The organism is Gordonia sp. NPDC003422 (assembly GCF_053588675.1).
The window spans coordinates 107,117-127,763 of the sequence record NZ_JBSFQL010000013.1 but is presented as its reverse complement, the minus strand read 5'-3'; the positions used below and the strand labels follow the sequence as shown (position 1 = coordinate 127,763).

The window sequence follows — 20,647 nt, the reverse complement described above, 5'->3', positions numbered from 1 at the left end:
CCAAGGAGTGATCACGATGACCGACAACACCACATATGTTGCTCGTACGCCCGAGGACATCACCCGTCTCTTCGTCCAGTTCTCCAACGCCGGCGATGCCGACGCGGTCGCCCGGCTCTACCACGAGGACGCGGTGATGGCCTATCCACCTGGAAGCGTCACCGAGGGCCGGGCCGCCATCCGCGAACTCTGGGCATCGGTGCTTGAACACCGTCCGACCTTTGTGCCCGAAACCCCGCTCCCGACACTCTATTTCGGTGATGACCTGGCACTCACGTCGACACCACCGCGCGACGGTGCGGGCGCCCGGGCGCAGGTCGTGGCGCGCCTCGCCGACGGCTCGTGGGTGCGCGTCATCGACCAACCCGAGTTCGTGTCCACCGGCTCGGACCAACCCAATCGATAGCGCGCTACCGAATCACTAGACTGGTGCACGACGGCCGCACTTCTGCGGTCGTCGCCCCAGTTGAGGTGATGGCAGCGGAGGTGATGGCGGTGGTGGCCGATCAGGAGGCGGTGGCGGGCAGTATTGCCGCTGCAGATGATCCGTTGTCGCTCGAACGGCAGGTCTGTTTTGCCCTCGCGGTGGCCAATCGATCGGTTCTGCGGATCTACCGCCGACTGCTCGATCCGCTGGGACTCACCCACCCCCAATACCTGGTGATGCTGGCGCTGTGGGAGACCGACCCGCGCGCGGTCAAGGACATCGGAACCGCCCTGCAGCTCGACTCGGCGACGCTGTCGCCGCTGCTCAAGCGCCTTGAGTCGTCGGGGCTGATCGTCCGGCGTCGCCGCGGCGATGACGAGCGCAACGTCGACGTGGCACTCACCGACGACGGCAGGCACCTGCGGGAACAGGCGCTCGCGATTCCGCCCGCCGTGGTCGCGGAACTCGGTGTCGACCTGTCCGAACTCGAGGAACTGCATTCCGTGCTGACGCGGGTGAACGCCGCGGCACTGCGCGCCGAAGCGGCCCGCGACTGAACGGGTCACATCGCCACGTGGGTGTGATTGGCGTCATGCTAGCTTCGCAAGATCGGGGTATTCGCCCTGGGTGCGGAGGGGTGTGACGGTGAATCAGCGGACCGACGACCAACTCGAGGTGCGCGCGGTGACCGACGCCGATGAGGTGGCTGCCCGCATAGCGCCGCGACTGTCCCAGGATGGATCGCTCGTGGCGCAGTCGGCGCGGGTGTTGCCTGCCGGTGCAAGCCGAACCACCTTCCTCGTCGGTCTGAGCGGCGGCAGCACCGATGCGATCGAGAATGTCATCGTCCGGGCGGTTCCGTCGGCCCGAACCGGCGACGGCGGACTCGGGATCGAAGCCGCGGTGCTCGGTGCGGCCCACGCCGCCGGAGTGCCGGTCCCGCGGGTGCTCGACTCGGGGCTCGGCGCCGGTGAGAGTGTTCTCGGCTACCCGTACTTCGTGATGAACTTCGTTGTCGGAGAATCTATCCCGCGACGCATTCTGCGCGACGACGAGTACGCGACGGCTCGTGCTGGGTTTGTCGGGCAGGCCGGGGAGATCCTGGCCAGAATCCATCGGATGGACCGCAGCGGCTTGGGCGTTCTGCCGTCGATGCCGGACCCGCTGGCGGCGCTCGCCGGATTGTTCCCGAGGGAATGGGACGAGATGCCGGCCGGTTTGGTTCTCGCCGCCGGGTGGCTGGACCGCAATCGGCCGGAACCGTCGCCGGAGGTCACCGTGGTACACGGCGACTTCCGGTTGGGCAATCTGATGATCGACTCCGAAGGTATTGCTGCGGTGCTGGATTGGGAGCTGGCGCACGTCGGCGACCCGGTCGAGGATCTGGGGTGGCTGTGCGCCAAGGCGTGGCGATTCTCCGCACCGCAACCGGTGGCGGGGATGGGGCTGCGCGCCGAGTTGCTCGACGCCTACGAAGCCGAGGCCGGTTGGCGCCCGACCGACGCGGCACTGCGCTGGTGGGAACTGTTCGCGACCGTACGGTGGGGCCTCATCTGCGCGGTGCAGGCGAACCGGCACCTCGACGGCACTGAACGCTCCGTGGAGCTGGCGGCCATCGGAAGGCGGAGTGCGGAGCAGGAATTCGATGCGCTCCTCGATCTCGGCATCGTCGAACCCGAACGGGTCGCCGATCCCCTCGACGCTGCAGCTGCCGACCCGGAGCATCCATTCGGGGAGGATCCGTTCGGGCCGCCCGTTGCGCCCGAGTTGCTGGAGTCGGTCGCCGACTTCCTCCGGTCGGCACCCGTCACCGAGAACATGGCGCCGCACATCAGGTTTCACACCCGGGTCGCGGCCAACGTGCTCGACGTGGTGCGTCGCCAGTTGCTCACCGCGCCCGAATCGGTGCCGGCCAGTGCCGCCCGGTTGCGTGACCTCGGTGTCGCGAATCAGCGCGACCTCGTCGCGAAACTGCGCGACGGAACCCTCGACGGCGACAACCCGGACGTCCGCGCGGCGATCGCCGCCGACGTGCGTGCCCGGCTGATGGTGTCGAATCCGAAGTACTTCGCCGTGCCGCATCCCTGACGCCGGCGTTAATTGACCCGCAGAATCAACAACCCGATCAGGAGTCTTCCCAGTGGATTTCGCACTACCCGACCACCTGCGTGATTATCTCGACGAACTCGACGTCTTCATCGAAGCCGAGATCGTCCCGCTCGAGCAGGCAGACGACAACATCCGATTCTTCGATCATCGCCGCGAGGATGCGCGTACCGACTGGGAACGCGGCGGACTTCCCAATGCCGAATGGGAAGCGTTGCTGGGTGAAGCACGCCGACGCGCCGACGCGGCAGGACACTTCCGGTATCCGTTCCCGGCCGAATACGGCGGACGGGACGGTTCGAACCTGGCGATGGCCGTCATCCGCGAACACTTGGCCTCGAAGGGACTCGGCCTGCACTGCGATCTGCAGAACGAACACGCGATCGTCGGCAACAACATCGGCCTGCTGCTGATGCTGGCGTACGGTTCTCCCGAGCAGAAAGCCGAGTGGGTGGACGGCCTCGCCGCCGGAACCAAGTTCTTCGCGTTCGGCATCACCGAGCCGGATCACGGGTCGGACGCCACGTACATGGAGACCACAGCGGTCCGTGACGGCGACGACTGGATCATCAACGGCGAGAAGACCTGGAACACGGGAATCCATGTCGCGCAACGGGACATCATCTTCGCTCGCACGAGTGGGGAACCGGGCAACGCCCGCGGTATCACCGCGTTCCTCGTCGACCCGCATTCCGATGGGTTCACCGTCGACGAGTATCTGTGGACCTTCAACATGCCCACCGATCACGCGCACATCACCCTGCGTGACGTCCGCGTGCCCAACTCGGCGGTGTTCGGTGCCGAAGGGGCCGGCTTGCAGGTGGTTCAACACTTCTTCAACGAGAATCGGATTCGCCAGGCCGCGTCGAGTCTCGGTGCCGCGCAATACTGCGTCAATCGCGCGGTGGACTACGCCAACGAACGCGCCCCGTTCGGCAAGAAGCTGTCCACCAATCAGGCAATCCAGTTCCCGCTCGTCGACCTGCACACGCGGTGCGCGATGGTGCGCGCGCTGATCCGCGAGACCGCGTGGAAGATGGACACCTACGGGCCCTTCGCGGCGTCGGCCGAGGTGTCGATGTGCAACTACCAGGCCAATCGGCTGTGCTGCGACGCGGCGGATCAGGCGATGCAGGTGTTCGGCGGTCGGGGCTACTCCCGGCACGAGCCGTTCGAACACATCTACCGGCACCACCGTCGCTACCGCATCACCGAGGGCGCCGACGAGATCCAGATGCGCCGCGTCGCGGGCTATCTGTTCGGGTTCATGTCGAGCAAGGCACCCAAGGGAGTGTCGTAGGGTTGGGTCATGAAGTCGTCTGAATCACAGGGCCGGGGGTCACAGGACCGGGGGAACGCCCGATGATCGCGGCCATCGTCATCGGTGTCACGGTGATCGTGGCGCTCGTCATTCTGGGCGGTGCCGCCTGGTTCGCGTTCGATTCGGACAAACGCATCCGCAAGTTCGCGCGGTCGACCGATCTCATCCCGGGCAAGCCGAGTCGGGCGCCCGACTCGTGGGCCACCGATAACAGCCGGGAAGCGTTGCTGCACAGGCGTATCCGCTATGCCATCAACGACGTGCACAACAATCCGGGCATCGCGCACGACGACGAGCTGATCGCAGCGCGGGATCGGCTCGACGACGCCGTGTTCGCGCTCGACGATCGGCTCATCGCCGCTGCGGCAAGTGACGGCGAGGAGAAGACCGAAGCTCTCGACGCCGCGGAGTCCGCAATCAAAGTGCTCGAGGATCTCCCGACCAAACTGTGGGAGGCGCCGAAGGAGCAACAGGCGCAGGACCTCGACCGGGTCACCTCGGCCTTGCGCCGCTGACGTCGGTCGGGCTGGTGAACGATCCCGACTCCCAGGCGTTGGAGCAGGACCCCTCGCGCCGTCACCTGGTGGTATTGCCGTTGACAGCGGCGGTCGCCGGTGTGGCCGCCGGATTCGTGGGTGGCGCGTTTCGCTGGTTGCTCGAACACCTCGACGCCTGGCGCGAGGACCTCGTGCGCTGGGCCGACGGGGCGGGAGCGCTTGCCTGGTGCGTTCCCGTGGTGGTGGTCGCAGGCGGCGCGGCGTTGGGTGCGGCAACCACCCGATGGGTGCCGTTGGCGGCGGGCAGCGGCATTCAGCACGTCGAGGCGGTGGAACGCGGCGAGGCCGATCCTCCGCCGCTGCGCGTGGTTCCGGCCCGTTTCGTCGGTGGCCTTGCCTCGATCGGGCTCGGTGGGATGGTGCTGGGCCGCGAAGGCCCGACCGTGCACATGGCCGCGGCCATCGGCGCCGCGACCGGCCGGCTGCTGAGAGCCGGCGCCGACGACATTCGCACGCTGCAGACGACGCTGTCGGGCGCCGGACTCGCGGTGGCGTTCAACGCCCCGGTCGCCGGCGGTCTGTTCGTCTTCGAGGAGATCCGGCGTCGGGTGCGCGTCGTCGACGTGCTGGCGGTGCTTGCGGCGGTGGCGTGTGCGGTCGGCTGCATGCGTCTGGTGCTCGGCGATCATCCGGACTTCGCGGTGCCGTCGGTCGACCGGCCGTCGCCCGCCGCGGTGCCGATCTTCGTCGTGTTCGGTGCGGTGGTCGGCGTCTGCGGAGTCGCCTACTCGCGGCTGACGGTCGTCTTGCTCGACGTCGTGGAGAAGATGACCGCGGTTCCGCGTGAGATCAAGGCGGCGGCGATCGGGTTGATCGTCGGCGGCGTGATGATGATCGAACCCCTCGTCGTCGGTGGCGGTGATGCCCTCACTCAGAAACTGTTGAGCGGGCACGGTTTTGCCCTGTCGACGGTGGTGATCTTTCTGGTGGTGCGCTTTGTCGCCGGGCCACTGTCGTATGCGGCCGCGACCCCGGGCGGGCTGTTTGCCCCCATGCTGGCGCTCGGTGCTCTGATGGGTTTGGTGGCCGGGCGCATCGTGGGGGTGTTCGACCCGGCGTTGGGCGACCAACTGACCCCCGCGCTGGTGCTCGTCGGTCTGTCCACTTTGTTCGCCGCGGTGGTGCAGGCGCCGTTCACCGGCATCGTGCTGGTCATCGAGATGACGTCGATCACCTCGGTGACGGTGCCGATGCTGGTCTCCGGCGTCGGTGCGGTGACCATTTCAGCGCTACTCCGAAACCCGCCGATCTACGACGAGCTACGGAAGCGGATGTTGGCTGGGCCGGGTGGTCGGTGACGTGTGACCCCACCGCTGCCTGAGCTGAGGTGCGAGCGAAGCGAGCCCTACCGCTCCCTGAGGTGCGAGCGAAGCGAGCCTCGGAGGGGCATGGTGAGACGACAATGGTCCTCTCACCAGGGGCTTCGAGGCTCGCAGGCTCGCACCTCAGCCGGCGGGAGGGGTATCGCCGGCGAGTTCGATCAGTGTGCGGACGGTGCGCAGGTTGCGGCCGGTGCCCGCGACTCCGAGCTTCTTGGCGATCACAGGGGCGGTGAGCTTCGACCGCCCCGCCCCTTCGCGGTACCGAATGTGCAGGTCGTTGCCGATGACTTTGACGTCGGTGTCGTCGTAGGGCGCCGCTTCGAACTCTTTGACCTTGGCGGCGGCGGGTTTTCCGGTGAGGCAGTAGAGGTAGGAGTACTTGTCGTCGACGACGTCGAACGGATGCGCGTCGAGCGCCCTCTGTAACTGTTCCGGCGTTCGGCTGATGACTTCGCGGAAGTATCCGAAGCGGTCTTCGATGGCCTTCTCCAGTGCGCGGTCGAAGGTGCTCGGCGCGCCCTTCGGCGTGCACAGCAGATTGCCCGACGCGATGTAGGTCGAGACATCGGTGGCGCCGAGTTCCTCTGCAATGGACCGCAATTCGGCCATGGGCAGCTTGGCGCCGCCGACGTTGACCGCACGAATCAGAACCACTCGCCTGGTCATTCGTGCTCCTCTGCCGGTCGGGTCGTCAGATCACGGTGGGCCGCGGCGGCGGGTCGGGTTCCGGCGGGCGCGGGGACGGGTCCGGAGTCGGCGGCGCAGGTGTGGGGATCGGCGGCTCGGCCGGGGGTTCGGGGATCGGCTCCGGTGCCGGGATCGGGTCCGGTGGGGGTTGTGGTGGGGGAACAGGCTGACTCATCGTCGTTCCTCTCGGCGCGCGGGCATTGGCGGCGCGGGCTCGGCCTGACCCCGACGCTACGCCTGCGTCGCTCCGTCGGCCACGACCACCGCAACCCCGGTGGTCAGCGAATCTTGGACAGATCGGTCCGGATCATCATGACGTTGTAGTCATCCCAGCGTGACGCCGCGAAGTACAGCATCTGTCCGGTCGAGCGCGGATGGATGTAAGGCGCGTAGAGGCCGTCGGTTTGCGATCGGGCGACGATGAGTCGTTCGCCGCTCCACGGGCCCACCGGGGACGGTGACGTGCGCAGCATGATGTTCCCGGCACGCTCGGTGAGCATCACGAACTTCCCGAGGTAGTTGTTGTAGGCGACCGTCGTCTCGCTCACCGGCTGGCGGATGATCGGGACCGCGGCGGCCGGATTGGGCGACCATCCGTTGCCGGCGAAGTACTCGTAGCGGTTCAGGTTCAGGATGTCGGCGGGCCGGACCCGTGCGATGAACGCCGCACCGTGCCGGCCATTGGGTGTGCCGTACTGGTAGACGTAGTCGCCGCTGCGCAGAAACGCACCCATCTGGAAGCGCCCGTGACCTGCCTGCACCTGCGGCATGCCCGGAATGCTGAGTTCGACGTTCGCGCGGATCGTGTTGTTGTTGGTCGTCCACGTCTGGCCGTTGTTGTACGACACCGCAATTGCCGAGAAGTTGGTCTCCCAGCGACCGGGTCCGGTCCACTTGTGGATCGACATGTAGTTCATGTACTGGACGCCGCCGATGGAGATGCCGCCGGTCGGGATCTTGCCGACCTCGGTGTTGCGCACCCCGATCGCGTTGAGCATCGGCTGGGCGAACGTCGGGTGCTGCGGTGTCACCGACGCTCCCGATCGCACCGATCCGGGGATGGCGTTCGGGAAGCTCATGCCCTTGTCGAGGTCGGCGGTGGGATTGCTGCGCAGCATCGTGTTGTGCCGCCAGACCATCTGCCCGGCGCATTTGCCCCAGGTGTCACCGAAGGCCATCAGGATCTGGCCGGAGCCGTTGTCCCACATCACGCCCACGTCGGTGGAAGTGATGGAGAAGCGCTTGTCGGTTCGGTTGGGGCTGCGCGGACCGGTGATCCACTGGATGGCCCGGCTGGGGCCCTTGAGCCGCGGCAGCGGACCTTGCGGCTTCTTGCCGTCTGCCCGGTAGCTGCCGAAGTCGAGGCTGCCCATGCCGAGCTGACTCGATCCGCTGCTTCCGGTGCTGCCGACGTCACCGCCGTGGAAGCCGGTGGCTGCACAGATCGATGCCTCGGCGGTGGGCGTCCCGACGACGACGCCGGTCAGGGCGAGCGCGCCGACCGTCGCGCCCGTGAGCGCCGACCGCAGAAGGCGCGGTCGGCGACGATCTGCCGCGCGGGGCAGCCAACCGGGTCGGAACATGGGAAAACCCCCTGTGAAGCCGTGACAGTTGTTGTCAGTGTTGCAGAAGTGATCACGGCGTGTGACCTCGGGAAGCCGGTCCGACATCCATGCGTGACCGTTTCCTGAGCATCTCGTGACCAGTCGCTGCATCCGTGACGGTACTTCGTTGCCCCGACCACCCCGACGGATACCGGGAAAAGAGTGCGTTGCGCGCGGTCAGGCTCTCGTCGCGACCGCGAAGGTACGCCGGAACGGCAAGACGGTGCCGGCTTCCTCGGGTACGAACTCTGCGGCGAGGCGTTCCCGCAGGTCGTCGGCGAAACGGGCGCGACTCTCGCCGTCGAGGGCCTGCAGGAAAGGTCGCAGACCGGTGCCGGAAATCCACTCGTACACCGGGTCGGGGCCATGCAACACATGCAGGTAGGTGGTCTCCCAGGCGTTGACGGTGAGTCCGCGCTGGGCGAAGAACGTCAGATAGTCATGCGGGGACACGGTCGGAAGACGCCGCACATCGTCGAGCTGCTCCCGGTACGGGTCGCTGCGCGCGAGTTCGTCGATGGTCCGGTGAGTGGCCGAGTCGGCGTTGTTGGGTACCTGAATGGCAAACGTGCCGCCGTCGGTGAGGCGTTCGAGCAGCCGGTCGATGACGTCGAACTGATCGGGAACCCACTGAAACGCCGCGTTGGAGACGAACAGGTCGGTGGGTCGTGACGGTGTCCAGGACACGAGGTCGGCGACGTCGTAGTTTGCCAGCGCGTCGGTGTTGTCCCCGATGGCGGTGTTGATCATCTCCGCGGAGGAGTCGACGCCCAGGATCTCGGCGCCTGGCCATCGTGCGCGGAGATGCTTGGTGAGATGGCCCGGACCGCAGCCGAGATCGACGATCGTCGACGGCTGGGTGGGAATCTGCGCGATCAGGTCGAGAAATGGGCGCGCGCGGTCGTCGGCGAACTGAAGGTAGCGAGTCGGATCCCAGACCGGCATGGTTCCGAGGGTAGCCGTGACCGGTGCCCGGCGGCATGTCGGAGGATGTTCGTCGCACCGACGATCGCAACGTTTGGCCCGGCGTCTACGCGCGCGTCGGCTTTTGCGTCCGCAGCGTTAAGGTGCAACAGTGACCGAATCGAACTCAGCTGGCGCGGCCGTTGTCGAGATCTCGACCGATGGCGCCTGTCTCGGTAATCCCGGACCGGGCGGCTGGGGAGCGGTCCTGCGGTATCGCGGCACCGAGAAGCGGATCTCCGGTGGTGAACCGGATTCGACGAACAACCGGATGGAGTTGACCGCCGCCATCGAGGGACTCGCGGCGTTGACCCGACCGTCGACCGTCGTGCTCTACACCGACTCGACCTATGTGCGTAACGGGATCATGAAGTGGGTCAAGGGCTGGCAGTCCAATGGCTGGAAGACCTCCGACAAGAAGCCGGTGAAGAACGCCGAGTTGTGGCGGCGGCTCGTCGACGAGGAGAAGCGGCACACCGTCGAATGGCGTTGGGTGAAGGGTCACGCCGGTGATCACTACAACGAGATCGCCGACGAACTGGCGACGTCGGCGGCCCGAGATGTCGCCGCGGGTGGCAGGGTGGCCGGCTGATGTCCCTCGCGGTGGCCATCGAGCCCGAGCGCGACGAGCACATCGTTGCGGCGGTCGAGAGCACTGGCGCGCAGGTGACCACGATCGACGAGGCGCGGGTTCTGGTGTGGATCGGCGGACCCGACGGGTTCCCCGAGCTGCCCGACCACATCGAGTGGGTCGCACTCAAGACCGCGGGCATCGAGGGATTTGTGCGTGCCGGCATCCTCGACGACCGTCGGCTCTGGACCAACGCGTCGGGCTTCTATGCCGAGAATGTCGCCGAACATGCACTGGCACTGTTGCTTTCCGGTCTTCGCCAGATCAACACGGCGGTGCTGCGGCATTGGGACCAGGCCATCGACCCCGCCGTTCGATCGCTGCATGGTTCGACGGTGACGATCGCCGGAGCGGGCGGGATCGGCGCGTCGCTGATTCCGCGACTGCGTGCGTGTGGTGCGCGGGTGATCGCGGTGAACCGGTCGGGTCGTGAGGTGGAGGGTGCCGACCGGACCGTGCCCACCAGCGAGATCGCGTCTGTGTGGCCGGATACCGACCATGTGGTGGTGGCTGCGCCGGCCACGCCCGAGACGCATCATCTGCTCGACGCCTCCGTGTTCGCGGCTCTGCCCTCGCACGCGTGGGTGGTCAACGTCGCTCGTGGTCCGCTCATCGACCAGGCTGCGCTGTACGACGCGCTCGTGGCCGGCGACATCGCCGGTGCGGCACTCGATGTCACCGATCCCGAGCCGCCGGCGCCCGATGATCCGCTGTGGTCGCTACTGAATGTGATCATCACTCCGCACGTCGCGAACCCGTCGTCGGGACTCACGCGCGAGCTGGCACCCTATGTGGCAGAGAATATTCGGCGATTCACTGCGGGTGACGAGTTGTTGTCGGTGGTGTCCACCGAACGTGACTACTGAGGTGTTCCATGATCCACAGCCCGATCGTCGTGATGGGGGTGTCGGGGTGTGGGAAGTCCACGGTCGGAGCGAAACTTGCTGCGCGACCAGATGTTCCGTTTGCCGATGCCGACGATCTGCACCCCGCGTCGAACATCGTGAAAATGGCTGCCGGAATTGCGCTCACCGACGCCGATCGATGGCCCTGGCTTGATCTGGCAGGTGAATGGCTTGCGGCGAATCCGCGCGGCGTGTTGAGTTGTTCGGCGTTGCGCCGGACCTATCGCGACCGGTTGCGCGCGCACTGCGCCTCGGCCTTCTTTGTTCATCTCGACGGTGATCGGTCGCTCATCGCGCGCAGGCAAGCCGACCGCCCTGGCCACTTCATGCCGGCGTCGTTGCTGGAGTCGCAGTTCCGGGACCTCGAACCGCTGGAATCCGACGAACCGGGCGTCGTCGTCGATGTCGGTGACGATCCCGACGCCATTGTCGACGGCCTGTACCAGCGACTCTTGCGTTAGAGCGTGCTCAAACGCCTAGCGTCGTTGTCATGAGTACGGAACACCTCATGGCCAGGGCGCTGGCGGCGCTCGGCGAGATCGACGGTCCGATGTCTGTGGAGGTCATCCATCGGTTGGTCGAGACCCCCGAGATCACTGAGCCGCTCGGCGTCGCAGAGGCGGCCGAGCTTCTCGATCTCTCCCCGCACACCTTGCGCTACTACGAACGCATCGGTCTCGTGACCGTTCCGCGCGACGGCACCGGGAATCGTGTCTACGACGACGCCGCGGTCCGACGGCTCGTCTTCCTGTCCCGAATGCGGCTGTCGGGCATGGCCATCCGCGATCTCCAGCACTACGTCGAACTCGTCGATCAGGGGGACGAGACGGTCGGGGAGCGGCTGGAGATGCTGCTCGAACACCGCGACACCGTGCGACGTCAGATCGCCGAACTCACCCTGTCGCTAGCCGCTACCGAATACAAGATCGCCACCTACGGAGGAAGGACACAACCATGACCACAACACTCACCGCCACCCGCCGCATCGGCGACCTCGACGTCGCACCGCTCGGATTGGGTTGTATGGGAATGAGTTTCGCCTATGGTCCGGCCGACGAGTCCGAGGCGCTGGCGACGCTCAACCTCGCCATCGACCGTGGCGTCAACCTGCTCGACACCGCCGACATGTACGGCGGCGGCGCCAACGAGCGCTTGCTGGCGAAGGTGCTCGCGGATCGTCGTGACGAGGTGGTGCTCGCGACAAAGTTCGGCATCAAGACCAATCCCGACACCGGCTATCCCGCCGGGGTCGACGGATCGCCGGGGTACGTCAGGCAGGCGGTCGAGGCGTCGCTGCGTCGGCTCGGCGTCGACGTCATCGACCTCTACTACCTGCACCGAGTGGACCCGACGCGGCCGATCGAGGAGACGGTGGAGGAGATGTCGAAGTTGGTCGCCGAGGGCAAGGTGCGCAATCTAGGCCTGTCCGAGGCGAATGCAGATTCTCTGCGACGGGCGGCCGCAGTACACCCGATTGCGGCGTTGCAGTCGGAGTGGTCGATCTTCAGCCGCGACATCGAGGTGTCGGATGTGCCGGCGGCGCGCGAGGTCGGTGCGACGATCGTCCCCTACAGCCCGCTCGGCCGGGGCATGCTGACCGGCGCGGCCAAGGTCGCCGAGGGTGCGGACTTCCGGAAGACCCTGCCCCGCTGGCAGGGCGCGAATCTCGACGCCAATCTTGCTCTGGTGGAACAGATTCGGGGTATCGCGGATGAACTGGAAGCAACTCCCGGTCAGGTAGCGCTCGCCTGGGTGCTGGCCCGCGGCGACGACGTGGTGCCGATCCCGGGCACCAAACGCCGCACCTACCTGGAGGAGAATCTGGGTGCCGTGGACGTGCAGTTGTCGGCGGAGCAACTGGATCAATTGTCGCGTCTGGAACCGGCGGGCGATCGCACCCCGGACATGGAGTGGGTGGCGGGGCGGTCGGCGTGAGCGTGAGCAGTTTCTAGAACACGTTCTCGTTTTGGCTTCGGACGTGGCATCCTCAAGGCGTGATTCTCGACAGATTCCGAATCGACGACAAGGTCGCGATCGTCACCGGCGCGGGCCGCGGACTGGGTGCGGCCATCGCTGTCGCATTCGCGGAGGCCGGTGCCGACGTGGTCATCGCGGCCCGCAGTGAATTCGAGCTCGACAAGGTGGCCGGGCACATCGCCGACACCGGGCGCCGGGCGCGGGTGGTGGCGACCGATCTCAGCAACATCGACGCCGCCGCGAGTCTCGCCCAGATCGCGGTCGATGAGTTCGGCCGGCTCGACATCGTGGTGAACAACGTCGGTGGCGCCATGCCCCGACCGTTGCTCGACACCACACCCGAGCAGCTCACCGGTGCCTTCGAGTTCAACGTTGCCAACGCCCACGCGCTCGTCACGGCGTCGGTGAAACACATGTTGGCGACGGCCGACGGCGGATCCATCATCAACATCACGTCGACGATGGGGCGGCTGCCGGGCCGCGCCTTCGCCGCGTACGGCACGGCGAAGGCCGCGCTTGCGCACTACACGCGGCTCGCCGCGATGGACCTCAATCCGCGTATCCGGGTCAATGGCATCGCACCCGGGTCGATCCTGACGTCGTCGCTGGAAGTGGTTGCCGCCAACGACGAGATGCGGGCGACCGTCGAGGGCGCCACGCCGCTCCACCGGCTGGGTGAACCCGAAGACATCGCCGCTGCCGCGCTGTACCTCGCCTCGCCGGCCGGTGCGTACCTGACCGGCAAGATCCTGGAGGTCGACGGCGGACTGATCGCCCCGAACCTGGACCTGCCCATCCCGGATCTGTAGTCGCTCAACTGCAGAACCACACACCCGGAACTCCCATTTACACACGAGATTCCATGTGTAGATGGGAGTTCTCGGTGTGTCCATCAACCGGGCCGCTCGTTGCGTTCGGCTTGCGCGACGAGGGTGGCAATCCGCTTGGTCTTCGTCTCCGGACGTTTGGCGAACGCGAGTTGGCTGAGCCCGAATTTGCGCGCGCTGGGTGGGAAGGCATCCCAGTTGGCGCGGGCGGTCGGGTTGGCGTCCAACGCTGCGGCGAGTTCGGGAGATTCGATCAGCGCCTCCGCGTCGTCGAGCAGATTCCAGAGCCCGCGGGCCTTGGCGTCGTCGATGACGGCCTGCCCCGGCGGTTGCATCCGCCCGGATTCGACCAGCGCGGTGACCCGGGCCTTGTTGGACGCGGCCCAGGCGCTGTTGCGTCCGCGGCGCGTGAACCACATGCCGCGACGATGATCGTCGATGGTGCGGGTGTGACCGTCGATCCAGCCCCAGCAGAGAGCTTCCCGGACCGTTTCGTCGTAATCGAGAGGTTCGCGGCCGGAGTCTTTGCGCCAGAACACAAGCCAGACACCCGAGGAGTCGGCGTGGTTGTCGCGCAGCCATTCTCGCCATTCGTCGAGGGTGTCGGCGACGAGGTGCGGGGCGTCGGGGTCGGCCATGCCCGTCAGCGTAGCCGGGTGCGTGCGATGCGTCGGTACAGTTGAGTTGTGGACCAGGTCCTCAACTTCGCGCAAGACTATTGGTGGCTGATCTTCCCGATCGGCGGGGTTGTCGGGGGCTGGGCCGGACACATTGCGCGGTACAACGAGAAGCGGCGTCAGGACAAGATCGAACTCGCCAAGATCAAGGCGAATGCGCAATCCGAGCAGATTCGGCTCACGCAAGCGTCTGCCGAGCAGATCGCCAAGGTGACCACACGCCATGACGGGGTCAATGAGCGATGGTTCGGCTACGAACTCGACCTGGCCACCCTCATCGACTTTCCGCTGATGACCGACATGCGCGAACCGCTCACCTTGGCATTTCACCGTGCGAAGGTGCGGGCCGACGACCTGCGGCCCGCATCGTCGACGGAAGTGATGGAACCGCAGGACTTCGCGGAGTATCGGGACGCGGTCGGCGATTACGCGGCAGCGTTCGAGGCGGCCGAGCGAGAAGCGCGGCGTCGTCGGCAATCGGACTTCTCGCCTGTCGAACGTGAGCGACTCGAGCGCGCACGCCGATTGGTCGCCGTGGCTGGTGACAGTGGTGCGACGCCAGCAGAGCGGCAGGCGGCCTATCGGAAAGCACGGGCAGAACTCGACGGACTCATCGACGTGCCCGCGCCGGCGGCGCAGGAATTGGAACGACGGATCGCGGGGGAGTTGGAGCGCGGGTCGGGGTAAGCGGGATTCGTTGGTGGTTGCCGACATTGTCGGGTCGCGAGGCCCTTCGAGGCTCGCTCCGCTCGCACCTCAGGGAGCGGTAGACGATGCGGACACCGCTGGACGCAACTCGATCAGGGGATGGGTCACTCCGTCTCCAACGCACCCGCGAATTGGCTGCGGTACAGGCGGCAGTAGGCGCCGCCGGCGGCGAGGAGTTCGTCGTGGTTGCCTTGTTCGACGATGTGCCCGTCCTCCATCACGACGATGACGTCGGCGTCGCGGATCGTCGAAAGCCGGTGCGCGATGACGAAACTGGTGCGGTCGGTGCGCAGGTTGGCCATCGCCTGCTGGATGAGCAGTTCGGTGCGGGTGTCGACCGAGCTGGTCGCCTCGTCGAGGATGAGGATCGTCGGCTTGGCGAGGAAGGCGCGCGCGATGGTGATGAGCTGCCGTTCACCTGCGCTGACACCGCCGCCCTCGTCGTCGAGGACGGTGTCGTAACCGTCGGGCAGGATGCGCACGAAGTGGTCGACATGACTCAGGCGGGCCGCCTCGAGAACCTCTTCGCGGGACGCGGTGGGGTCGCCGTAGGCGATGTTGTCGTAGATGCTGCCACCGAACAGCCACGAGTCCTGCAGCACCATCCCGGTGCGTTCGCGGAGGTCGTCGCGGGTCATGCGGCGCGCGTCGACACCGTCGACTCGGATCACGCCTGCGTCGATGTCGTAGAACCGCATGATGAGGTTGACCAGCGTCGTCTTGCCTGCGCCGGTCGGCCCGACGATCGCGATCATGTGTCCAGGCCGCGCCACGAGTGACAGGTCTTCGATGAGCGGTTTCTCGGGAACGTAGCGGAAGTCGACGTGGTCGAACTCGATCAGCCCGTGGCCGTCGGAAGGGGTCTGCGGGTCGGCGTCGTCGGGTGTTTGTTCGTCGGCGTCGAGGATGTCGAAGATGCGCTCGGCCGACGCCACGCCGCTCTGCATCAAGTTGATCATCGAACCGATCTGGGTCAGCGGCTGCGTGAACTGACGCGAGTACTGGATGAACGCCTGCACCTCGCCGAGGCTCAACGCGCCGGATGCGACGCGCAATCCGCCGACCACCGCGACCGCGACGTAATTGAGATTCCCCAGGAACATGATCGTCGGCATGATGGCGCCGGAGATGAACTGCGCGCGCCAACTCGATTGGTAGAGCTTCTCGTTGCGTTCGTCGAAGGTGTCTTCGATCTCGCTCTGCCTGCCGAATGCCTTCACCAGTTCGTGCCCGGTGAACGCCTCCTCGACCTGCGCGTTGAGCTTGCCGGTCGACGACCACTGGGCCATGAAGTGCGGTTTGGACCTCTTCGCGATGAACGCGGTCGCACCGACGGCGAGTGGGATGGTGATCACCGCGATGAGGGCGAGCAGCGGCGAGATCCAGATCATCATGATCAACAGCGCGATGACGGTCAGCACCGAGTTGAGGAACTGGGAGATGGTCTGCTGCAGGCTCTGTGAGAGGTTGTCGAGGTCGTTGGTGACGCGGCTGAGCAGGTCGCCGCGGGGCATGGAGTCGTAGTAGCGCAACGGAAGTCGATGGACCTTGGCCTCGACATCGGCCCGCAGTCCCCGGATGGTGCCCACGACGGCGATGTTGAGCAGATAGGCCGCGAGCCAGGCGAGCACGGCCGACCCGACGTAGAGGGCCAGCACGATGATCAGCACCTTGCCGACCTCGCCGAAGTCGACGCCCACTCCCGGCGTGAGATCCATCGACGACACCATGTCGGCGAACGTGTCCTGGCCGCGTGCGCGCAGGCCGTCGACCACCTGCTCCTTGCTCATGCCGGCGGGCAGCTGCGAGCCGACGACGCCGTCGAACACGAGGTCGGTGGCATGCCCCAGAACCCGTGGGGCGATGGCGGTCAGGATCACCGACGCGACGATCGCGGTCAGGATGATCACCATCGCGATCCGGTACGACGCGAGCAACCGAACGAGTCGTTTCATCGACGGGCCGAACGATCGCGGCTTCTCGCCGGGAGCGCCCATCATCGGGCCGGGGCCCGGTCCGCCCGGGCGCGTCACGATCCCTCCTGCAGTGCGAGTTGGGAATTGGCGATCTCGGCGTAGGTCTCGCAGGTGTCGAGCAGTTCGTCGTGCCGTCCGATCCCGACCACGCGCCCGCGATCGAGGACGACGATCTGGTCGGCGTCGACGATCGTCGAGATGCGCTGTGCGACAACGATGACCGCCGCGTCTCGGGTGGCCGGCCGCAGTGCCGCGCGCAGCCGGGCGTCGGTGGTGAGGTCGAGCGCGGAGAACGAGTCGTCGAAGAGGTAGACGCCGGGACGCCGGATCAGGGCGCGGGCGATGGCCAGGCGTTGTCGTTGCCCGCCGGAGACGGTGGTGCCGCCTTGCGCGATGGGGGTGTCGAGACCCTCGGGCATGGCTTCGACGAAGTCCTGGGCCTGTGCGACGCGCAGTGCTTCCCAGATCTCGTCATCGGAGGCGTCCGGTTTACCGTGTCGGAGGTTGGTCGCGACGGTCCCGGAGAACAGGTACGGCCGCTGCGGCACCAGACCGATGGCAGCGCGCAGGACGTCGGGGTCGAGGTCGCGTACGTCGGTGCCGCCGACGAGGACCGAGCCCGACGTGACGTCGATGAGACGCGGTACCAGGCTCAGCAGGGTCGTCTTGCCCGATCCGGTGGAGCCGACGATCGCGGTGGTGGTGCCCCGTTCGGTCTCGAAGGTGATGTCGCGCAGCACGGGATCGTCGGCGCCCGGGTACCGGAACTCGGCGGCCCGGAACGAGACGGTCGACGGTGCGGTCGCGAAATCGACGGGCTTGGCGGGCGGCGACACCGACGTCTCGGTGTCGAGCACCTCGCAGATCCGCTCGGCGCAGACCGCTGCGCGCGGCGCCATCATCGCGAGGAAGGACGCCATCATCACCGACATCATGATCTGCATGACGTAGCTGATCATCGCCGTGAGTGCGCCGATCTCGACGCTGCCGTCGGCGACCCGGTGACCACCGAACCAGATGATCGCGACGATGGTGACGTTGGTGATGAACAAGACCGCCGGAAAGGCGAGTGCCATCATCCGGCCGACGCGCAGTGTTGCGTCGGCCAATTGATCGTTGGCGACCGAGAAGCGTTGCATCTCAAAGCGTTCACGCACAAAGGCGCGGACCACCCGGATGCCGGTGATCTGCTCGCGCAGGATCTGGTTGACCTTGTCGATGCGGTCTTGCATGACCCGGAACCCGGGAATCATCCGCGCGATGATCAGGGCCATCGTGACGCCCAGCACGGGCACCGCGACCACCAGCACCCACGAAAGACCCGGTGCCACATGGATTGCCATCGCGATGCCGCCGATGCACATGATGGGGGCCATCACCAGGATGGCGGTGCTCATCACGATCAGCAGCTGCACCTGCTGGACGTCGTTGGTGGTGCGGGTGATCAGCGACGGCGCGCCAAATCTGCCGACCTCCCGCGCGGAGAAGGTGTTCACCCGGTGCAGCAGGTCGTGCCGGATGTCGCGACCGGCACCCAGCGCGGCGCGTGCACCCCAATACTGGGCGGTGATCGAACACACCACCTGCGCGATGGTGATCGCCAGCATCCAGCCACCGATGCGAAGGATGTAGTCGGTGTCGCCCTGCGCGACGCCGTTGTCGATGATGTCGGCGTTCAGCGTCGGCAGATACAGCATCGCAGCGGTCGCCACCAGTTGGAGGGTGACGACCAGCACCATGTTCACGCCGTAGCGCGACAGGTAGGTGCGAATGAGTCGCGTCAGCATCTTGTCGTCACTTCGCCGAGGCTAGCAACAGGGTGCGACAGGCTGCCACGGGTTTGTTTGCCGCCCGACTCCGTGAGGTCCCTCGACGGGCCCTTCGTGGCTCGTCGCTATCGCTCCTCGCACCTCAGGGAGCGGTGGTGGCCGGCACGAGAGGCACCGCGGCCTCGCCGCTGTAGGTGAGGAAGGTGAACGACTCCTGGAAGTAGAGGTTCACGGTGTCGGCGTCGTGCGAGTCGTAGCCGATGGACACATCCTGGCCGATGGTGAGTTCGAAGTCGCCGCCGCGTGTGCTGAGGACAAACGCGCCGGTGATGGCGGGTGCCCACACGATCTCGCCGTCGATCAGCCGCTGGATGTGCTGCCGGATCGGGTAGCCGTGGTTGGAGGTCTCGTTGACCAGGTTGTAGACGTCGGCGGAGAGCGCGATCGAGTACGGACCGTCGACCGACGCGAGTTTCAGGGTCGACAACGCCAGGCTGAACGCCTCCGGGTAGTCGCGGACGTCCTCGGGCAGCGTGATCGGGTTGGCGGTCGCGTCGACACGGATGCCGTCGATCCCGGCCGCCGCGTAGCTCTCGAAGATGGCGCGGTCCTCGGCGAGCGCGAGGTCGCGGGCGGCGTCGACGACCGGATCCCAGTCGGAGTCCTGCGCACCGCGGTCGACGTCGTCGATGGCCTCGCGAGTGACGGTGAACGGCACCTTCAGTTCCACCAGCGACTGGGTGTGCCGGGTGAACGCCTGAATGCCGTCGGCCGGCGCGTCGATCTTGGAGCGGTGGCCCAGCGTCACCGACGCGGTGTCGAGGCCGAGGGGTCCCTTCACGTCGACGAGGCGACGACCCGCGCTGTTGCGTTTGAAGGAACGCGTCGCCTCCTCTTCGATCTCGGCCCAGGCGGCCTCGGAGATCGGCGCGAGTTCGCGATGCAGGTTGTTCATGGTCACTCCTCGTGTCGGTGTGGTCAGCGTAGGGAGCCGATGCCGAGCGAGCCGTCGGCGGGCCGGAGGCGAATGGGTTGTTCCGCGGGTGCTTCTTCGGGTGGCGCGGGTGGTAGGTCGTCGAAGAAATCGATTGTCGGGGTGAAGAATTGGGACCCGGACACCGCGGTGGTGAAGTCGAGTAGGCGGTCGTAGTTGCCGGGCGGGTCGCCGATGAACATCTTGCGGAGCATCTCTTCGGTGACGTCGGGGCCGGCGGAGTAGGCGATGTAGAAGGTGCCGCTCTCGCCCGCGCCGGACACGTCGCCGTAGGGCATGTTGTCGCGGACGATGTCGATCTCCTCGCCGTTCTCGTCTTCGACGACGTTGAGGGCGATGTGCGAGTTGGTGGGCTTCACGTCGTCGGCCATCTCGACGTTGTCCAGCTTGGTGCGGCCGATCGCGGCTTCCTGCTCCTCGGTGCTCAGTGCGGTCCACGCGGTGAAATCGGTGACGTAGCGCTGGATCGCGACGTAGCTGCCACCGGCGAAGTCGGGATCTTCGTCGCCGACGGTGATCGCGTCGATCGCCGCCTGACCGACCGGGTTCTCGGTGCCGTCGACGAACCCGATCAGATCGCGCAGATCGAAATACCGGAACCCGTGTACCTCGTCGACAACGGTCACGGCGTCGCCGAGTGCGGCGGTGAACTTGCGACCGAGTTCGTAGCAGAGGTCGAGTTGGTCGGCCTTGATGTGCAGCAGCAGGTCACCAGGGGTGGCCGGGGCGGTGTGCACCTCGCCCTCGTAGGCGACGAACGGTCGGAGGGACTGCGGACGCGGCCCGTCGAACAGGCGGTCCCAGGCCTGCGAGCCGATCGACACGATCCCGGCCAAGGCCATGTCGGGCGCACGCGACGACACGGCATTGGTCAGGCTCGGTACCTGCCCGAGGAAGTCGCGTACCTGCGCCTCGCCGCCCTCGTTGATGACGAGCACGACGAAGATCGCGGTCTTCGTCTTGCGCGTGAGGATGGTCTGCGGCACCGGCACGAGATCCACCCTATCGGACCCGGTGGTCGCTGTGGTGACGATGGGTTAGCTGTGAAAATATTGGTGAGGCAACCCTTTTCGGATCACCTCACTCTAGTCGGGAATCCCGAGTATGAGACTGCCGATCTGACTGTCCTGGGGCGCTCCGGCTGTGATTGCTGTCGCGATATTCGTTCCCACTGATCCTCCGACCAGCCCTTCCAA

22 protein-coding genes are annotated in these 20,647 nt (G+C 66.3%); 13 read left to right on the top strand and 9 right to left on the bottom strand.

Translation table 11 applies throughout. The annotated features are described in order from the left end of the window. Positions 1-16: 16 nt before the first annotated feature. From ACWDTF_RS13110 to ACWDTF_RS13085, 6 genes are all read left to right on the top strand, one after another. Positions 17-406 (top strand): YybH family protein, encoded by a 390-nt coding sequence (locus ACWDTF_RS13110; RefSeq protein WP_355279640.1) that lies wholly within the window; start codon positions 17-19, stop codon positions 404-406. Positions 407-489: 83 nt separating this feature from the next. Beyond that, positions 490-984 (top strand): MarR family winged helix-turn-helix transcriptional regulator, encoded by a 495-nt coding sequence (locus ACWDTF_RS13105; RefSeq protein WP_240855552.1) that lies wholly within the window; start codon positions 490-492, stop codon positions 982-984. Positions 985-1,072: 88 nt separating this feature from the next. Next, positions 1,073-2,515 (top strand): phosphotransferase family protein, encoded by a 1,443-nt coding sequence (locus tag ACWDTF_RS13100; RefSeq protein WP_240855078.1) that lies wholly within the window; start codon positions 1,073-1,075, stop codon positions 2,513-2,515. Positions 2,516-2,567: 52 nt separating this feature from the next. Beyond that, positions 2,568-3,833 carry an acyl-CoA dehydrogenase family protein gene (locus ACWDTF_RS13095; protein WP_355279637.1) on the top strand — a complete coding sequence of 422 codons (1,266 nt, stop codon included), beginning with the start codon at positions 2,568-2,570 and terminating at the stop codon, positions 3,831-3,833. A 62-nt stretch (positions 3,834-3,895) separates the two neighbouring features. Further along, positions 3,896-4,369: a hypothetical protein gene (locus ACWDTF_RS13090; protein WP_355279635.1), complete on the top strand. Its 474-nt coding sequence runs from the start codon at positions 3,896-3,898 to the stop codon at positions 4,367-4,369. Between the two features lie 14 nt (positions 4,370-4,383). Next, positions 4,384-5,709, top strand: coding sequence for a chloride channel protein (locus ACWDTF_RS13085; RefSeq protein ID WP_433256879.1), 1,326 nt, complete (start codon positions 4,384-4,386; stop codon positions 5,707-5,709). Between the two features lie 147 nt (positions 5,710-5,856). Here ACWDTF_RS13085 and ACWDTF_RS13080 read toward each other — a convergent pair whose 3' ends face one another. From ACWDTF_RS13080 to ACWDTF_RS13065, 4 genes are all read right to left on the bottom strand, one after another. After that, positions 5,857-6,399: a DUF1697 domain-containing protein gene (locus ACWDTF_RS13080; RefSeq protein ID WP_240855070.1), complete on the bottom strand. Its 543-nt coding sequence runs from the start codon at positions 6,397-6,399 to the stop codon at positions 5,857-5,859. A 25-nt stretch (positions 6,400-6,424) separates the two neighbouring features. Then, positions 6,425-6,595, bottom strand: coding sequence for a hypothetical protein (locus tag ACWDTF_RS13075; RefSeq protein WP_240855069.1), 171 nt, complete (start codon positions 6,593-6,595; stop codon positions 6,425-6,427). Between the two features lie 103 nt (positions 6,596-6,698). Beyond that, the gene (locus ACWDTF_RS13070) at positions 6,699-8,003 is read right to left on the bottom strand and encodes a DUF4185 domain-containing protein (protein WP_240855068.1); all 1,305 of its coding nucleotides are present in this window, start codon (positions 8,001-8,003) and stop codon (positions 6,699-6,701) included. A 198-nt stretch (positions 8,004-8,201) separates the two neighbouring features. Continuing rightward, a complete protein-coding gene (locus tag ACWDTF_RS13065) occupies positions 8,202-8,969 on the bottom strand; it encodes a methyltransferase domain-containing protein (protein WP_240855067.1) in 768 nt (255 codons plus the stop codon). Positions 8,970-9,099: 130 nt separating this feature from the next. Between ACWDTF_RS13065 and rnhA the strand changes: the two genes are divergently transcribed. Genes rnhA through ACWDTF_RS13035 form a run of 6 tightly spaced genes read left to right on the top strand, consistent with a single transcriptional unit; the run spans position 9,100 to position 13,309 of the window. Beyond that, the gene (rnhA, locus tag ACWDTF_RS13060) at positions 9,100-9,579 is read left to right on the top strand and encodes a ribonuclease HI (RefSeq protein ID WP_240855064.1); all 480 of its coding nucleotides are present in this window, start codon (positions 9,100-9,102) and stop codon (positions 9,577-9,579) included. Continuing rightward, a complete protein-coding gene (locus ACWDTF_RS13055; protein ID WP_449754475.1) occupies positions 9,579-10,484 on the top strand; it encodes a D-isomer specific 2-hydroxyacid dehydrogenase family protein in 906 nt (301 codons plus the stop codon). Before rnhA ends, ACWDTF_RS13055 begins: the two co-directional genes overlap by 1 nt. Before the next feature lie 11 nt (positions 10,485-10,495). Beyond that, positions 10,496-10,984, top strand: a complete 489-nt coding sequence (locus ACWDTF_RS13050) for a gluconokinase (protein WP_355277202.1) — start codon at positions 10,496-10,498, stop codon at positions 10,982-10,984. Positions 10,985-11,013: 29 nt separating this feature from the next. Beyond that, on the top strand, positions 11,014-11,481 hold the full coding sequence (locus ACWDTF_RS13045) for a MerR family transcriptional regulator (RefSeq protein WP_240855060.1): 468 nt from the start codon (positions 11,014-11,016) through the stop codon (positions 11,479-11,481). After that, positions 11,478-12,458 (top strand): aldo/keto reductase, encoded by a 981-nt coding sequence (locus tag ACWDTF_RS13040; protein ID WP_355277157.1) that lies wholly within the window; start codon positions 11,478-11,480, stop codon positions 12,456-12,458. Before ACWDTF_RS13045 ends, ACWDTF_RS13040 begins: the two co-directional genes overlap by 4 nt. 59 nt (positions 12,459-12,517) lie before the next feature. Beyond that, a complete protein-coding gene (locus ACWDTF_RS13035) occupies positions 12,518-13,309 on the top strand; it encodes an SDR family oxidoreductase (RefSeq protein ID WP_240855056.1) in 792 nt (263 codons plus the stop codon). Positions 13,310-13,392: 83 nt separating this feature from the next. Here the strand turns inward: ACWDTF_RS13035 and ACWDTF_RS13030 are convergent, their stop codons facing one another. Then, positions 13,393-13,965 carry a YdeI/OmpD-associated family protein gene (locus ACWDTF_RS13030; protein ID WP_240855055.1) on the bottom strand — a complete coding sequence of 191 codons (573 nt, stop codon included), beginning with the start codon at positions 13,963-13,965 and terminating at the stop codon, positions 13,393-13,395. Positions 13,966-14,013: 48 nt separating this feature from the next. Here ACWDTF_RS13030 and ACWDTF_RS13025 point away from each other — a divergent pair, with 48 nt between their 5' ends. Then, the gene (locus ACWDTF_RS13025; protein WP_240855054.1) at positions 14,014-14,691 is read left to right on the top strand and encodes a hypothetical protein; all 678 of its coding nucleotides are present in this window, start codon (positions 14,014-14,016) and stop codon (positions 14,689-14,691) included. A 125-nt stretch (positions 14,692-14,816) separates the two neighbouring features. On the opposite strand, the gene ACWDTF_RS13020 is transcribed toward ACWDTF_RS13025, so the two are convergent. From ACWDTF_RS13020 to ACWDTF_RS13005, 4 genes are all read right to left on the bottom strand, one after another. After that, positions 14,817-16,745 (bottom strand): ABC transporter ATP-binding protein, encoded by a 1,929-nt coding sequence (locus ACWDTF_RS13020; RefSeq protein ID WP_355277161.1) that lies wholly within the window; start codon positions 16,743-16,745, stop codon positions 14,817-14,819. After that, the gene (locus tag ACWDTF_RS13015; RefSeq protein ID WP_355277164.1) at positions 16,742-18,475 is read right to left on the bottom strand and encodes an ABC transporter ATP-binding protein; all 1,734 of its coding nucleotides are present in this window, start codon (positions 18,473-18,475) and stop codon (positions 16,742-16,744) included. Before ACWDTF_RS13015 ends, ACWDTF_RS13020 begins: the two co-directional genes overlap by 4 nt. A gap of 124 nt (positions 18,476-18,599) precedes the next feature. Next, the gene (locus ACWDTF_RS13010) at positions 18,600-19,412 is read right to left on the bottom strand and encodes a family 1 encapsulin nanocompartment shell protein (protein ID WP_355277167.1); all 813 of its coding nucleotides are present in this window, start codon (positions 19,410-19,412) and stop codon (positions 18,600-18,602) included. Positions 19,413-19,435: 23 nt separating this feature from the next. Further along, positions 19,436-20,443, bottom strand: a complete 1,008-nt coding sequence (locus ACWDTF_RS13005; RefSeq protein WP_355277169.1) for a Dyp-type peroxidase — start codon at positions 20,441-20,443, stop codon at positions 19,436-19,438. Positions 20,444-20,647 lie beyond the last annotated feature (204 nt).